Annotated in this window: 14 protein-coding genes, 4 pseudogenes, 1 riboswitch and 1 other annotated feature (1 of these 20 only partly in view); of the genes and pseudogenes, 6 read left to right on the top strand and 12 right to left on the bottom strand. The window is 36.9% G+C overall.

What is annotated here, in order from left to right; genetic code table 11:
• Positions 1-152, bottom strand: a binding site (T-box leader); it reaches 71 nt to the left of the window's first position.
• A gap of 180 nt (positions 153-332) precedes the next feature.
• The 3 genes from JCM19034_RS04485 to JCM19034_RS04475 all read left to right on the top strand — a co-directional run bounded on the left by JCM19034_RS04485 (position 333) and on the right by JCM19034_RS04475 (position 2,488).
• Positions 333-1,283 (top strand): TIGR01212 family radical SAM protein, encoded by a 951-nt coding sequence (locus JCM19034_RS04485; protein WP_062047656.1) that lies wholly within the window; start codon positions 333-335, stop codon positions 1,281-1,283.
• The gene (locus JCM19034_RS04480; RefSeq protein ID WP_062047654.1) at positions 1,280-1,849 is read left to right on the top strand and encodes a class I SAM-dependent methyltransferase; all 570 of its coding nucleotides are present in this window, start codon (positions 1,280-1,282) and stop codon (positions 1,847-1,849) included. The genes JCM19034_RS04485 and JCM19034_RS04480 overlap by 4 nt, the downstream gene beginning before the upstream one ends.
• Before the next feature lie 75 nt (positions 1,850-1,924).
• Complete coding sequence (locus JCM19034_RS04475) at positions 1,925-2,488, top strand: carbonic anhydrase (protein WP_062047652.1); 564 nt, start codon at positions 1,925-1,927, stop codon at positions 2,486-2,488.
• A 108-nt stretch (positions 2,489-2,596) separates the two neighbouring features.
• Here the strand turns inward: JCM19034_RS04475 and JCM19034_RS04470 are convergent, their stop codons facing one another.
• Positions 2,597-3,586 (bottom strand): tetraprenyl-beta-curcumene synthase family protein, encoded by a 990-nt coding sequence (locus JCM19034_RS04470; protein WP_370621811.1) that lies wholly within the window; start codon positions 3,584-3,586, stop codon positions 2,597-2,599.
• 95 nt (positions 3,587-3,681) lie between these two features.
• Complete coding sequence (locus tag JCM19034_RS04465) at positions 3,682-4,461, bottom strand: alpha/beta hydrolase (protein ID WP_156323877.1); 780 nt, start codon at positions 4,459-4,461, stop codon at positions 3,682-3,684.
• Positions 4,462-4,568: 107 nt separating this feature from the next.
• Here JCM19034_RS04465 and JCM19034_RS04460 point away from each other — a divergent pair.
• From JCM19034_RS04460 to JCM19034_RS04450, 3 genes and pseudogenes are all read left to right on the top strand, one after another.
• A pseudogene (locus JCM19034_RS04460) lies at positions 4,569-5,089 on the top strand (gamma carbonic anhydrase family protein).
• Between the two features lie 201 nt (positions 5,090-5,290).
• Positions 5,291-5,818, top strand: coding sequence for a phosphatase PAP2 family protein (locus JCM19034_RS04455; protein WP_231686805.1), 528 nt, complete (start codon positions 5,291-5,293; stop codon positions 5,816-5,818).
• A 20-nt stretch (positions 5,819-5,838) separates the two neighbouring features.
• Entirely contained in the window at positions 5,839-6,972 is a 1,134-nt protein-coding gene (locus JCM19034_RS04450) for a glycosyltransferase family 1 protein (protein ID WP_062047648.1), read from the top strand.
• A gap of 117 nt (positions 6,973-7,089) precedes the next feature.
• Here the strand turns inward: JCM19034_RS04450 and JCM19034_RS20845 are convergent, their stop codons facing one another.
• The 10 genes and pseudogenes from JCM19034_RS20845 to JCM19034_RS04415 all read right to left on the bottom strand — a co-directional run bounded on the left by JCM19034_RS20845 (position 7,090) and on the right by JCM19034_RS04415 (position 14,849).
• Positions 7,090-7,239: a DUF1540 domain-containing protein gene (locus JCM19034_RS20845; RefSeq protein ID WP_082393743.1), complete on the bottom strand. Its 150-nt coding sequence runs from the start codon at positions 7,237-7,239 to the stop codon at positions 7,090-7,092.
• A gap of 114 nt (positions 7,240-7,353) precedes the next feature.
• Positions 7,354-8,558 (bottom strand): annotated as a pseudogene (gene metK / locus JCM19034_RS04445) (methionine adenosyltransferase).
• A gap of 251 nt (positions 8,559-8,809) precedes the next feature.
• Positions 8,810-8,921: riboswitch (SAM riboswitch) on the bottom strand.
• Between the two features lie 97 nt (positions 8,922-9,018).
• The gene (locus JCM19034_RS04440) at positions 9,019-9,789 is read right to left on the bottom strand and encodes a S9 family peptidase (RefSeq protein WP_062047646.1); all 771 of its coding nucleotides are present in this window, start codon (positions 9,787-9,789) and stop codon (positions 9,019-9,021) included.
• Positions 9,790-10,260 (bottom strand): RNA deprotection pyrophosphohydrolase, encoded by a 471-nt coding sequence (ytkD, locus tag JCM19034_RS04435; RefSeq protein ID WP_062047644.1) that lies wholly within the window; start codon positions 10,258-10,260, stop codon positions 9,790-9,792.
• Between the two features lie 239 nt (positions 10,261-10,499).
• Positions 10,500-11,638: pseudogene (locus JCM19034_RS04430) on the bottom strand (MFS transporter).
• A 281-nt stretch (positions 11,639-11,919) separates the two neighbouring features.
• Positions 11,920-12,393: pseudogene (locus tag JCM19034_RS04425) on the bottom strand (YwpF family protein); the annotation flags it as partial.
• A gap of 100 nt (positions 12,394-12,493) precedes the next feature.
• Positions 12,494-12,640: a hypothetical protein gene (locus JCM19034_RS21555; protein ID WP_156323876.1), complete on the bottom strand. Its 147-nt coding sequence runs from the start codon at positions 12,638-12,640 to the stop codon at positions 12,494-12,496.
• A 150-nt stretch (positions 12,641-12,790) separates the two neighbouring features.
• On the bottom strand, positions 12,791-13,963 hold the full coding sequence (locus tag JCM19034_RS04420; protein ID WP_062047640.1) for a MalY/PatB family protein: 1,173 nt from the start codon (positions 13,961-13,963) through the stop codon (positions 12,791-12,793).
• Positions 13,964-14,226: 263 nt separating this feature from the next.
• Positions 14,227-14,394, bottom strand: a complete 168-nt coding sequence (locus JCM19034_RS21550) for a hypothetical protein (protein WP_156323875.1) — start codon at positions 14,392-14,394, stop codon at positions 14,227-14,229.
• Between the two features lie 83 nt (positions 14,395-14,477).
• The gene (locus tag JCM19034_RS04415; RefSeq protein WP_062047637.1) at positions 14,478-14,849 is read right to left on the bottom strand and encodes a restriction endonuclease; all 372 of its coding nucleotides are present in this window, start codon (positions 14,847-14,849) and stop codon (positions 14,478-14,480) included.
• Positions 14,850-14,864: the final 15 nt, after the last annotated feature.

Below are 14,864 nucleotides of genomic sequence, written 5' to 3'. Positions count from 1 at the left end.
GTATAACGGACGTAACCCGTTTGAATCGGAAATGTTAGCCAATGTCAAAAAAACTCCAAGGTAAGTTCACGTTCATTGTTCGACTGACTCGCACCTCCCGTCAGCTCTCTTCATTCCCAACTCACGCTACTACTCCTTTTCTTCATTCTAACCAATATGAACTTATTAGTATTGTATGAATTACGAGACGTGCTGTCAAGCTAGCATATGCTTACTAATTGTTTGAATTGATTTCCTATTCCACCTTACTATTTTATCATTAAGCTTTTGAAACAGTGATGCTCGTGATAAACTACTAACAGTAATTTTATATTGGTTAGAAGGAGATAAGAATGAACTTCGATCATTTTGGAAATAAACGGTTTTATTCATGGAATGCCTACTTACGGCAACAGTTTGGTGAGAAGGTTTTTAAAATACCTTTAGATGCTGGATTTGATTGTCCAAATCGAGATGGACAAGTTGCTTTTGGTGGCTGTACGTTCTGCAGTGAACGCGGCTCTGGGGATTTTGCCGGGGACCGGCGTGATGATTTAGTCACACAATTTCATACGATAAAAGAAAAGATGCATAAAAAGTGGAAGTCAGGCAAATATCTTGGCTACTTTCAAGCCTATACAAATACTTATGCACCCGTTGAGACACTCAAAGCTTATTATGAAACGATTCTCGGACAGGAAGGTGTCGTCGGGCTATCCATTGCCACAAGACCTGATTGTCTTCCTGATGACGTTGTTGACTATTTAGCAGAATTAAATGAACGAACGTTTTTATGGGTGGAGCTAGGCTTACAAACAGTTCACGAAAAAACAGCTTCTCTTATTAATCGTGCTCATGATTACCAATGTTATAAAGAGGGAGTCGAGAAACTACGTAAGCATGGGATTCGCGTATGTAGTCATATCATTAACGGTCTTCCACTTGAAACAGAGGAGATGATGCTCGAAACAGCTAAGGAAGTAGCTAAATTAGACGTTCAAGGAATTAAAATTCATTTACTTCATTTATTAAAACGAACTCCTATGATTAAGCAATATGAAAAAGGGCTCGTTAATTTAATGGATTTTGAAACCTACATTCGTTTAGTTGTAAATCAATTAGAACTGTTGCCTCCTTCAATGGTCATACATCGCCTAACCGGTGATGGCCCAGCCGACTTAATGATCGGTCCGATGTGGAGTTTAAACAAGTGGAACGTATTAAATGCGATTGAAGCAGAATTAAAGAAGAGAAATAGCTGGCAAGGTAAATATTATCAAAAAGAAAGAGTGGAGCTATCATGAATGTGCTTGGAATCCTGCCTTTCGCACGGTCATTATTAGAAAATGCATTACAAAATGGTGATTTCGCGGTCGATTGTACAATTGGTAATGGTCATGATACCGTCTTTTTAGCCAAGCTCGTAGGGAACACTGGACATATATACGGATTTGACATTCAAGAAGACGCTATATTACAAACGCAACAACGTTTAGAAAAAGAACAACTTAATCATGTCTCTCTCTTCCATTGTGGCCACGAACAGATCGCTACTAAACTGCGAGCAGAATCATTGCAAAAAGTAAAAGCCGCCATCTTTAATTTAGGTTATTTGCCAGGAGGAGACAAAAGCATCGTAACTCGTGGCGAAACGACGATTTTAGCAATCGAAGCGTTACTAGAATATATGCCAAAAGGTGGAACAATTGTTTTAGTGATTTACCATGGCCATTGTGAAGGTAAAGAGGAAAAGAAAATAATAGAATCATACGTCACACAAATAGAACAAAGAAAAGCACATGTTCTCAAATACCAATTCATTAACCAGGTAAATGACCCACCGTACATTATCGGCATTGAAAAAAGATAACCTTGACAAAGTACTATCTTATCAAAAATAATAGGAGAAGCAGATTTTTCTGTTTCTAAAAAAGGAGTGAGTAGTTTGACATTATTAAAAACCATTTTAGAACATAATGAACAATTTGTAGCTTCAGAACAATACAAACAATATGAAACAACGAAATTCCCTGATAAAAAAGTAGTCATCCTTACATGTATGGATACAAGGTTACATGATTTATTACCTGCTGCTATGAATATTAAGCAAGGGGATGCCAAAGTAATTAAAAATGCAGGAGCGGTGATTTCTCACCCATTTGGAAGTGTAATGCGTAGTATTTTAGTTGCCCTCTATGCTCTTAAAGCAGACGAAGTGATGATTGTCGGACACCATCATTGTGGGATGTCCGGATTAGAATCATCAAATATATTAGAAGCAGCACAATCACGTGGTGTCAATATGGAGAGCATTAAGGATTTAGAATTTATTGGTGTAGACATAGAGAAGTTTCTTACCGGTTTCCAAAGTGTTGAGGAAAGTGTTGAGCATAGTGTACAAATGGTTCGTAAACACCCATTAATGCCAGACGATGTGCCAGTTCACGGGCTTGTCATCCATCCTGAAACAGGTAAATTAGACTTAGTCAGCAGTGGGTATAAGCTATAAAACGTATGAAGATGTTCCTGATAATTTCTAGAACATCCTTTTTCGTTTGATTATCTCCTCATCATCCAATTGTTTATATAGAAGATAAAAGAAGGCCACCCACCCATTTTAATCATTTGTTTCGATTGAACCTTTTAATTTTTTATTAGTTTGCACTTTTTCATCAGCAAGATAGATCGCAATAACTCCTTTCAAAATCATGCGATGAAATGCACCATCTGGTAACAATTTCACTGTTTTTTCTGCTTGCTCAACAAAATACTGAAACCTCTCAATCATTTTTTGTTCATTTTCATAATAAAATAAAAAATTTAGCTCATCATCAGCAATGTCTTCTTCTTGATCAATATAATAGTCCAATAATAAATGCACACCTTGAACCCATGGAAAGTAACCATTTTTTAATTCCTTCGCAAATTGATCGGTTAACCCGTCTCTCGTTGCATATGCAGCAAGAGTATAAATGCCAAGCGTTGAACCAGTACAGGCTGAAAATTCAAACCAAGTCATCGGTGGAACCGTTTGTTGATGCTCTGCAAACCACGCCTCAAGCCTTGGCACACGTTCCTCTTTCACTACATGCTTATGTACTTGCAGGTCACCATATAATCTACTTAAGGTCAGCATATAAGGCTGAGCTATTTCAAATGAAGGAAATGATTCCAACAACCGTTGGCATGTTCCCACTAATTCTTTTAAATACCCACCATCATCTTTCTCCTGGTGATAAGCATAATAATCACACTCTTTCGCACCTGGTGTTAAACCATCTAATAGTGCTTGGTGTAACTGCCTAAAGTCATTCGGATCAAGTGCAGGACTTTGATCACATAAGTTATCAAGATAATCACACATAAGTTGGTAAGAAATCATAAACTGAATGAATTCCTCAAACTGATCTGCCAGAAGGCCGAAAACGCCTCCTCCTTCACAATGAAATCCTTTTCGGTTTAATGCATCGAGGGCTTGAGCTTTTAATTCATCATTTGGAATCTCTTTAGCCCGCTCCTTCCACCGATCATAATACGTATGAACAGTGGGCAAAACGCGACGATAAATTTTATATAGTAATGGAATTGGTTTTGTTGGAACATTCAAAAACTATTTCTCCCCTTCTTAACTAACATTAATTAAATCAAACAACATGGTTCTAACATTAGCATACAGAATGTTTTGTCTCAAACATTTCCCCCTTAAGGAATTAAAAGATTTACAAAACCGATAGCATGGCGAAATACACTATTGCGTTCAGGTTCATTAAATAACTCATGATACAAACCTTCCCATTCTTTATAATATTTCTCTTGAACAGGTAAGAGATCAAACCATGCTCTTACTTCTTCCTTATCGACAACAAAATCGGCACCTGATTGCATAACCATAAGAGGAATATCTGGGAACTTCTCCGGGTAACGATGAGCTATTTTAATAGCTTTCTGTAATTCTTGATACCATCGAACAGTCACTTTAGTCACTCGTAGTTCATCCTTTGAATATGCCTCACGTATCTCTTCATTTCGCGTTAAATGTTCCGTTTTCAGGCCTGAATCAGCACTAAAGGTTGGCATGACTCTGTGCAATAATTTAGAACTAATTTCTTTAACCTTCGGAGGTGGTTCTGTCAAACCTAAACACGGTGATGATAGAATCGCACCTTTAATTAACCCTATTTTTCTTTCCATTAACGTACGAATAACGATTAACCCACCCATACTATGCCCAACGAGAATAACAGGCAATTGCGAAGTACGTGCTTCATTAATCCATTCCTCAGCTGTATCTAAATAATAATCAAAAGATGGTACATGTCCTCTCCTTCCACGAGTTCTGCCTTGGCCAGGCAAATCACCCATAATAACATCAAAACCGTGTTCGTTCCATCTATTTGCTAACCATTCATAACGTGCATGATGTTCTCCTGCCCCATGTACAATGACAACCGTACCTCTAGCTCCTCCACTTCCCACTTCCACATGATGTTGCCTCCTTTGTCTGTCTTTAGAAAGTTAAACAGATAACATGACTTTGCGTTACAATAAGTATAGCGATTTTTTCTATAAACGAAAAGGAGTTGATACGATTGATATATGAATTTAACGGAATCGTTCCGGAAATTGACGAAAGCGTATATTTAGCTGAAGGAGCAGTTGTCACAGGGGACGTGAAAATCGGTGCTGAAACAAGTATTTGGTTTCATACAGTCATAAGGGGAGACGTTGCCCTACAATCATTGGCAAGCGTGTGAATATTCAAGACCAATCGATGCTTCATCAAAGTCCAACTTTCCCTTTACTAATTGAGGATGATGTAACAATTGGCCATCAATGCATGCTACATAGCTGTGTCATTCGAAAATATGCATTAGTTGGTATGGGGTCGATCATATTAGACGGTGCTGAAATAGGTGAGGGTGCCTTTATCGGAGCAGGAAGTCTGGTTCCCCAAGGAAAAGTCATCCCTCCCAATACACTTGCTTTTGGCAGACCCGCAAAGGTCATTCGTGATTTAAATGATAAAGATATCGTAGACATGCAACGTATTCGGCGTGAATACGTGGAAAAAGCACAAAAGTATAAGCAAATGCAATCTTCAAACAACTAACTTCTATATGACGAGAAGGTGTCAAAAATAACGACTCCTTCTCAAATACTCCTAATTCACTCACTTTTTAAGTAAACTTTACTTCTAATGAACAAATCTATAAATAACTTTTACAAAGTATTGACCTTCTCTCAATAATCAACCTATAAACTTAGAATAAGTGACATAAAGAAAATCTAGATTTCCAAGGGAGGAGTCATTTTGTATCGCCAAAGACTATATGAAACAGATTGTTCCTTTTTCCACTTTTTTAATCAACAAAATCATTTAGCGTCGATTATGAAATATTTCACTCATTTCGGAGGAGCGACCTTTACAATTGTGTTTACATTAAGTTTAAGTATCTTTGCATCAGGGTCTCTTCAACGTGCAGGGTGGATTGCTTTATTTTCATTAACGATAAGCCATTTAATTGTAACAGTTATTAAGAAAATCATACCAAGAAACCGACCATACCTCGTGCTTCAAAATGTGACGGTCGTTGATAACCCTTTTAAGGATCATTCTTTTCCTTCAGGACATACAACAGCTATCTTTTCCATCCTAGTACCATTAATGATTACCTATCCATTCCTGATTCTTCCACTATTAATTGTGGCTGTCATCGTTGGTTTATCAAGAATTGTGCTTGGCCTTCATTACCCATCTGATGTATTAGCTGGTGCCACACTAGGAGGAATATCTGCAATTTTAAGTTATGTTTTATTCATTCAATTACCATTTATGTAAAGTAATTAAGGAGGAATTTGATGCGATTATCATTATTTACAGATACGTATGTCCCTCAAGTAAATGGAGTTGCTCGAACATTACGTCGTTTTGTCTCTCACCTTGATCGAAGAAGCATTCCTTATCAACTATTCGTTCCTGATTCGATTGAAAAGGAAAACCCATTTGCCAGTAATATTCATGCCTTTACTAGTTTTCCTTTTTTTCTCTATCCTGAGTGTAGAATGGCTGTCCCAAATATTATCAAGCTTAAACAAAGGCTTGAAGCATTTAAACCCGATCTCATTCATATCACGACACCGTTTAATATTGGCTTAACTGGTCTTTATTACGGTAAAAAATATAACATTCCAATGGTTGGGTCATATCACACACATTTTGACCATTATTTACGCTACTATAAGCTTTTATTTATGTCTGATATGCTTTGGAAATACGTTAAGTGGTTTTATTCTAGCTTCGAGAAAACCTTTGTTCCTTCGCTTGAAACGAAAGAGCATTTGTTAAACAAAGGATTCACCTCAGTAGATTTATGGAAAAGAGGAGTAGATTGTTCTTTATACAATCCAAACAAAAAAGCAGCACCGTCTAATGATAAGTTCAAATTACTTTATGTCGGAAGAATTGCACCCGAAAAAGATATAACAACATTACGAAAAGTTATTAAACAGTTGCCATCTGAATTGAAACGACATGTTGAATGGGTAATTGTAGGAGACGGTCCGTTACTAAATGAAATGAAAGAAGAATTCCATAGTGAACCAATTACTTTTACTGGCTATTTACAAGGAGAAGAGCTTGCTTCTGTTTATGCTAGTGCAGATTTATTTGTTTTCCCTTCCACGACAGAAACGTTTGGTAACGTTGTGTTAGAGTCTCTAGCATCAGGTACACCTGCAATCGTCTCGAACAAAGGTGGCGTCTGTGAGATTGTCGAACATGATAAAACTGGTATTGTTTGTGAAGCAAAAAATACGAGTAGCTTTATAAACGCTATTTCCGAATTATTACAGAATCCAAATAAACGCCAGCAATTCGAGCAGCGTGCCCGTTCGTATGCCCTTACTCAATCATGGGAAGCCATTTTTGACCATTTATTAGAGCAATATGAATTAGTAGCCTATACTGAAAAAAAGAGAAAACATCTCGCTTAATTAAACATTTCTGCATAAAGTTGATTATTATTATCAATAATAACCATATATCTGTATGATTAGATAAACCCACAGAAGCTTTCGTCTAAATGGGTTTATCTAATCAATTCCTATTAATTAATGTGGTTTGAACGTTTTACAGTCTGTCTCTTCCGTACGCTCGGCATGCTCACGGTGACTTACAACGTAAATGCGTTCAGCCTCACATTTATTTCCTTCAGCCCAATAAACACAATTATCCACTTCGCAAAGTACATCTTCAGCCATTTTACTCACCTCCTAAATGCTAGTGTACCCTTATCACGTTATTGACATTCGTTAGCAACGAACCTATCGTTCAAATTAAAAAGCTAACATTCATCAAGAACGTTAGCTTTTAGTTTATATACCTGCATTTTCTTTTAACAACTCAGCCTTATCAGTTAGCTCCCATGGTAATTCAACATCAGTTCGTCCAAAATGCCCGTACGCTGCTGTTTGTCTATAAATTGGACGGCGTAGATTAAGCATTTTTATAATACCAGCAGGACGTAAATCAAAATGATCTCGTACGAGTGATACAAGTGTTTCTTCACTCACTTTCCCTGTACCAAATGTATTAATCGAAATAGATACAGGTTGTGCCACACCAATTGCGTAGGCTAATTGAACTTCACACTTATCAGCAAGTCCAGCTGCAACGATATTCTTCGCGACGTAACGTGCAGCATATGCACCTGAACGATCAACCTTCGTTGCATCTTTTCCAGAGAAAGCTCCACCACCATGTCGTGCATATCCACCGTACGTATCAACTATGATTTTACGACCTGTTAACCCAGCATCACCTTGAGGTCCCCCAATGACAAATCGGCCGGTAGGATTAATAAAATATTTCGTATTTTCATCAATCAAATCGGCGGGAACAACATGATTAATGACGTACTCTTTCAGATTACGTTGAATTTGCTCTAATGTTACTTCAGGATGATGTTGGGTTGAAATAACAATCGTATCAACTCGTACTGGATGATCATTTTCATCATATTCTACCGTTACTTGAGTTTTACCGTCTGGACGTAAATAAGGGAGAATCTCCTCTTTACGAACTTCTGTTAAGCGACGTGCAAGCTTATGACTTAATGAAATCGGTAAAGGCATTAATTCCTTCGTTTCATTGTTTGCATAACCGAACATTAAACCTTGGTCACCAGCACCAATGGCCTCAATTTCTTCATCTGTCATCTGTCCTTCACGAGCCTCTAACGCTTCGTCAACTCCTTGAGCAATATCAGCAGATTGCTCATCGATTGAAGTTAATACAGCACACGTTTCTGCATCAAATCCGTACTTTGCTCGTGTATAACCGATTTCTTTAATCGTGTCGCGAACAACCTTTGGAATATCAACATATGTACTCGTTGTAATTTCACCTGCTACTAAACTAGTCCAGTCGTTACAGACGTTTCACAAGCTACTCTTGCATTTGGATCACTTTTCAAAATCTCATCTAGAATTGCATCAGAAATTTGATCACAAATCTTATCCGGGTGTCCTTCCGTTACTGATTCTGATGTAAATAATCGACGGCTACTAAATTCTGTCATCTTTTTTCTTCCTCCTTCGCACAGCTTCTTCATATAGCATGTGCTTTTTTTGCGACGGCACTCATTCCGATTAAAAATTTGGGAATTTCCTTCTTAAGGGTTTTACACGAAACGATAAGAATTCCATCATATTACTTGATGGCGAACTTGCTAGCATTCCCTCACAAAGGCTTTATTTTAATCCTAAGATCTAAATAAAAAACCCTTTCATCCTCAAAGAGGAAAAAGGGTTTGATTGTTTACCTTTTTGCCTCTTATCGTTCAAGCATACGCCTTGCAGGTTAGCACCTTTTCACTCTTGGCTATTAAGTGATGGTTGCTGGGCTTCTTTGGGCCTGTCCCTCCGCCAACTCGGGATAAGAGTATCCGTTCGACGCATATCATATCGCATATTATCATATAATGTCAACCTTATTCAAAAAAATCGCTAAATAACATTTAAAGTTTATAAGAGTTTGTTTTAAGTCTGTTTCATCCAGGTTGCTGCATTTGTAAGAACTCTTTTTTGAGCAACATCCGGAAATTGATGTTCAAAAGTCGGATAAAGCCAAAATTCAGCATGTTTATTCCATATATCACATTGTTTTTTTAAGCGAAAAGAATGTTCAACCGATACATGCTTATCCAAGAAACCGTGGATAATTAATAGTTTCGATTGTAACCGATTTATTTCATGCAGTGGTGTTCTCCATTCGTATCGTTCAGGGTACTTATTTGGTGTGCCACCGATCACACGCTTCATCATTCTTCTTAGATCAATTCGTTCTTCATATGTGAGCTTCATGTCTGAAACACCGTTCCAACAAGTAACAGTTTTTGCATGATGGCGTTCAAGGGCTGTTAACAATGCCATTGTTCCACCACGTGAAAATCCAACAATATGAATGGAATTTTCATCAACAAGATCGAGTGATGCAAGCACATCAAACGCTGTTATAGCATCGAAGCGATCCTCTCCACAGAAATCCTCTCGACCTTCACCGCCTTCATTTCCACGGTAAAAAGGGGCAAGTACAATCATTCCCTCTGATGCCCATTGTATTACCCGTTCAATTCTAACCATGCCTACTTTTTTTATCCCACCTCGTAAATATAGTAATCCAGGTAATTTATGAGCTTTTTTAGGGATAGCCATATATGCTTTCACATGTAACTGTTGGCTTAAGTATGTAATTTCTGATAAATGAATGGCAGGGTTTAGCGAATGCAAATAGACTTGACTTACAATCATCTATATATAACCTTTCTCTTTTAACCAATTGATTGTTGCTGGTAAAACGTCATCCTTCATAATAAAGCTGTATCGCTCATCTTCTTGAATATTCTCAGGTAAATTTGATAGCAAAACTGGACCTGTTGTTTCCTCCAAATGTGCTTTCATCTGAATCTCTTCAATTTCAGCAAAATAAATCGCCTTTAGAAACTGATTGCTTTCTTCACTTACAATGTAATATCCACAATACGTAAGGCTAGAGCACGTTGCACCTGTTTCTTCCCATACTTCACGAGCAGCTGCAGCTAAAAGCGTTTCCCCTTGCTCCTTTTTCCCCCCCGGAAACTCCAATCCTCTTAAACGATGGTTGGTGAGCAACCATTTATCCTTAAATCGACAGAAGATCAAAACATGTCCAGGTTCAACTAGATATGCTTCACCAAGTCTAACTTTTACAAGACTCCCTATTTGATCTAAGTACGGAATCATTTTTTTGTTACCACCTTCCATAAGAAAGACGTAGAGCTAGTTATGAAAAGCATGCAGCTAGCCCGTTACATAGCATTGTTATGAACAGGGCTCTTGTGCTCTTCCTTTTAGATAATCTACATCTCCCTTAGTTCTCCCTTTATACTCCTTTGATCTCTAATCTATTTACGACAAACTATTTTCATCGAATTTTACCATGTCTTACATAGAAAAAAACTACTATTCATTTTTGTTTTCAATTAATCCCATGTTACCTTTATCTTTTGTTCTGGTTTAATCATCAATAACGTAACGACTAAAGCGATGATACACAAACCTGTATTTAACAAAAAAGTGAAAACATGAGTCGTTTTCATTAAAAGCGAAAATACCGGAGGGCCTAAGGCAACTCCTAAGAATCTCATACTGCTGTAAAGAGAAGTAATTGAACCTCGTTGTGCCATTTCAACCCCTTCTGTAACAAAAGCGTCTAAGCTCGGTAAGGCAATTCCAATCCCTATACCACTTACCAATAATGCTGTTAATAATAAATAAATATCTTTAGAAAACGACATTGAAAACAGGGCAACAATTATTAAACTGATACCAAATGTTGTCATTCTCTTCATTTTTTTCTTATCCTGACCAATTACCTTCCCAGTTGCAAAGGAGGCACAACAAAGGGCTGCCAATGGTATAGCAAGTATAATTCCTTTTTTTATCCCATCAATTTGATGGGTCTTCTCTAATAAATCGGATAAATAAAACAACACCCCAAATAAAACGAACATACAAATTCCACCAATAATAAAGACAGCATATAACCATCTGCCTTCACGTTTAAATATGACAATCACACTCTTAATAAATGCTTTAAACTTTAAAGGTTTCTCCTTCATTTTAGGTTCCTTTACGAGCAAGCATAGGGCGATAATGGAGATTAGACAAAATATTGGTATAGCCACAAAAGGCATATACCATACAATTAATGCAAGTGATGCTCCTAAAATCGGGCTAAGCACTTTTCCCAATGTATTTGCTGTTTCAATCATTCCTAAACCTTTACTCACTTCTTTTTCTTCTTTAAACATATCCCTACAAGTGGCATGACAATCGGTGATGCCCCTGCTGCACCAATTCCTTGTAATAGTCTTCCAAACACAAGTACAGAGTAAGGATCATTTATTTTCCAACTAGCAAATGCTGAAATTGCTCCTCCAATTGCAGTGATGATTAAGCTCGGGATAATGACCTTTTTTCTTCCCACTGTATCGGAAATATACCCAGCTACTGGTATACATAAAATTGCAACGATTGAATAAACCGTTATGAGCATACTTACTTGAAAAGATGAAATACCTAACTCTTTTTCAATTTGTGGGAGTACTGGAATAAGCATTGAATTCCCTAATGTCATTACAAGTGGTATCGATGAAATCGATATAATGTCCCACGTTTTTTTCTCTTCCATATGAGCTCCTCCATCCTCTAAGAAAAACGCTAGCACTTCTCACATGCTCCGTGCGTTACTTAGGATTAGCTTAGCTGAAAATGTATGCTATTCAGTCAAGCGTGTAACGAGAGCAGCCGACGCTCTGCTTCGAATCAGCTTATCTCTAATGATTCATTAAAGCGTTTTTACCTTCTTATTATGAGGAGGTTCACATATTCTATTCACCATTATTCTAACGTGTATCGCCCATTTTTTCGGAGAGAATCATACAATTCATCAAGTGTTCGTTGAGAATATTCAATTAAGTTTTGTCTTCTGCTGCTGAACTCTTTTAATAAATCTTGTCCTGTAAAACCTTCATTGACAATATCTTCTAAAACATCAGCTAACAAATCATCTTTCTTAACAGCTAGCTCTCCTTTAAGGAGAATACTCACTTCCTTTGATAACGGAGTGACCGATTCGACATTTGTAATCATCGCTGCAGGATGATTATCTTTGCTTGTTATAACAACATCAATTAAGATGTTCCCGTCTTTTTCATATACTTCTTGGAAGTATTTAGCTTGCCTCTTATCAACAATTGCCTCAATGTACCATGCATACGGATTTTCCATATTTATAATTAAACCGCTTGTGATCGGTACTTCTTTCTGTTCAACTCGACCGTTTTTTCCATCAAGTACGTGTAAAGAAATTAGTTTAAACGTTTTTCATTTTTTTCTCCTTTCTTTCTTATCATTTGAAAAAGGGTTGCTAACCACTCAATTTCTCGAATGTACCAACCCTTTATCAAATCTCCTATGAACTTTTCATACTCCGATATAACGCTTCATACTCCTTAGCCTCTGCCCATTTCAGCAATGCCTTTTCTTCATTTGTCAAACCCCGACCTAACGATTTTTCGCAGTCGTCTACCATCTTTACATACAAACTTTTCATAGTCATAGAGTATACCCTCTTTTCTTAATGAATGGTTTTGTATTAAAGTGCTAATGTGATGAGCACGTGTTGGAGAAATTACTCGTTACTTTAGAAATTATTTAATCATTGCAGCGATCTTATGCATTGAGATTCATAAGCTTCCATTCAACCTTACTAGAGTTTATCATACGCATTTTTCCATTTTTCAAGTGCTTTTTTAATAGTTATTCTAGGACATGCTATGTTCATTCTCTCAAAATTATTACCTTCCTTACCAAATATCGACCCTGGATTTAATGCTAATCCAACTTCATCAATTAACCACTTTTTCCTTTCAGTTGGACTAAAAGGTAATTGAGAACAATCAATCCAGAGTAAGTAAGTCCCTTCAGATGGAAGAACTCGCATTTTAGGCATTTGTTCAGCTATATATTGCTTTACGTATTGATAATTGGCCTCTACATATTCCATTAGCGATTCTAACCAAGGCTCTCCATACCGATAAGCTGCTTCAGTTGCGACTCCAGCAAATGAATTAGTCATATTTGCAAATGAAGTGGCTAAATGTTGAGAAAGCTTATTACGTAGCTCTCTATTATCTATTACTACATAAGACGTTTGAATACCTGCTAAGTTAAATGTTTTACTAGGTGCTAAGCATGAAAATGTCCGTTTACTCGTATCTTCGTTTAGTGAAGCAAATGGAATATGCGTCTGACCTTTAAACAATAAATCAGCATGAATTTCATCAGATACTACGTACAGGTCATATTTTTTGCAAATAGCGGCTAATGCCTCTAACTCATCTCTCTTCCAAACTCGTCCAACCGGATTATGTGGATGGCATAAAACGATCATTTTTGTTCGCTCCGTAATAACCGATTCTAGATGTGCTAAATCCATTGTATACGTATTACCATCAAAAGATAATGGGTTTTCCACTAATTGTCTTTTGTTCTTTTTCACAACATCATAAAATGGATAATACACGGGCGTTTGAATGATGATTTCATCTTCTGGCTCTGTAAAAGCTTGAATAATGTAACTAATTGTTGGTACGATTCCAGATGTATAAATAATTGATTCCTTATGAATGTCCCATTTGTAACGACGATTTAACCAATCAACAACAGCCTCGTCCACTTTTTCCGAATGAGCTGGATAACCAAATATCCCATGCTCTACTTTTTTATGTAGTGCATCTAACACTTCTTGCGGTGCTCGAAAATCCATATCAGCTACCCATAGCGGTAACAGTTCTTCTTTCCCGAACCGTTGCTTTGTCATATCCCATTTGAGCGAATCTGTTCCTCGGCGTTCAATGACTTCATCAAATTGATAATCCATTCATACACTTCCTTCCAAAAAATAAAACAACTTATCTTCATTTAATGATTTTTAACCGCTTAGGTCAATAGTTTTGAACTAATGATTTTACGTTGACTACGATTAAGCAGTCAACGCCTATAATATAACCTCGGCATGCAAATAGGATGGTACTCATTTAACAAAGACCCACCTACAAAGAACAGGAGCTGCCAATCTATTGCTTTAAGCATATAACATCCCCTCCTACTATACCTTATGTGAGAAGATGCTTGCTTGATATCTTATTTTAGCTTTAAGTAGTAATTTCCTGCTTGAATCACGTTTTTTTTTTGTTCTAATAGTTCAATGCTATCTTCTTGATTGTACTGCACATCTTCATAAGCTTCGTCAATAATCGCTTGAAGTGCTACAATCTTCCCTCTTTTTGCGTCACTCACAAATTTTTTCAACTGTTCTCTCTTAATTATTTTCACCCCGGTTGCACACGCTAGCTTTTTACAAGGCCTTGAAACCGAATCCGTATTTGTTATAATTAATGCCTCTTCAGCGTCATAGTACGTTTTTGCTGCAAATTTCTTGGACTGCATCTAACCCTAATTGATTTGCTAACCTTTTTGCTTGAACAACTACTTTTTTCACCGTTTAAATTTGTAAATATTAGATCTGCCCCAAAATCACGACTGCTTTTAGTTAGTAATGTGTTTTCAAATCCTACACTTGCAAGCAATACATATAGATAATGCTCAAATTCATATCCTTCCATTAAGTCAATATCCTCGATTGTGATTTTCCGTACATCGTACCTTCTCTTTTTTCTACGATAAATGAATACAATACAAATAATTAAAATAGACAAACTAAGTAAAGCTAATAAAAAATAATCATCAAGAAATAATAATTCCATGTATTCCTCCTAGCA

The organism is Bacillus sp. JCM 19034 (assembly GCF_001310635.1).
In the GTDB taxonomy this organism is placed as follows: Bacteria; Bacillota; Bacilli; order Bacillales; family Bacillaceae_D; genus Halalkalibacter.
The sequence above is the reverse complement of the archived record's forward strand: the minus strand, read 5'-3'. Positions and strand labels throughout refer to the sequence as shown.

Coding starts and splice junctions, on each gene's coding strand:
- JCM19034_RS04485 (WP_062047656.1), top strand. CDS start 333: ATGAACTTCGATCATTTTGGAAATAAACGGTTTTATTCATGGAATGCC.
- JCM19034_RS04480 (WP_062047654.1), top strand. CDS start 1,280: ATGAATGTGCTTGGAATCCTGCCTTTCGCACGGTCATTATTAGAAAAT.
- JCM19034_RS04450 (WP_062047648.1), top strand. CDS start 5,839: ATGCGATTATCATTATTTACAGATACGTATGTCCCTCAAGTAAATGGA.
- JCM19034_RS20845 (WP_082393743.1), bottom strand. CDS start 7,239: ATGGCTGAAGATGTACTTTGCGAAGTGGATAATTGTGTTTATTGGGCT.
- JCM19034_RS04440 (WP_062047646.1), bottom strand. CDS start 9,789: ATGATTGTAAGTCAAGTCTATTTGCATTCGCTAAACCCTGCCATTCAT.
- ytkD (WP_062047644.1), bottom strand. CDS start 10,260: ATGATTCCGTACTTAGATCAAATAGGGAGTCTTGTAAAAGTTAGACTT.
- JCM19034_RS21555 (WP_156323876.1), bottom strand. CDS start 12,640: ATGACTATGAAAAGTTTGTATGTAAAGATGGTAGACGACTGCGAAAAA.
- JCM19034_RS04420 (WP_062047640.1), bottom strand. CDS start 13,963: ATGGATTATCAATTTGATGAAGTCATTGAACGCCGAGGAACAGATTCG.
- JCM19034_RS04415 (WP_062047637.1), bottom strand. CDS start 14,849: ATGGAATTATTATTTCTTGATGATTATTTTTTATTAGCTTTACTTAGT.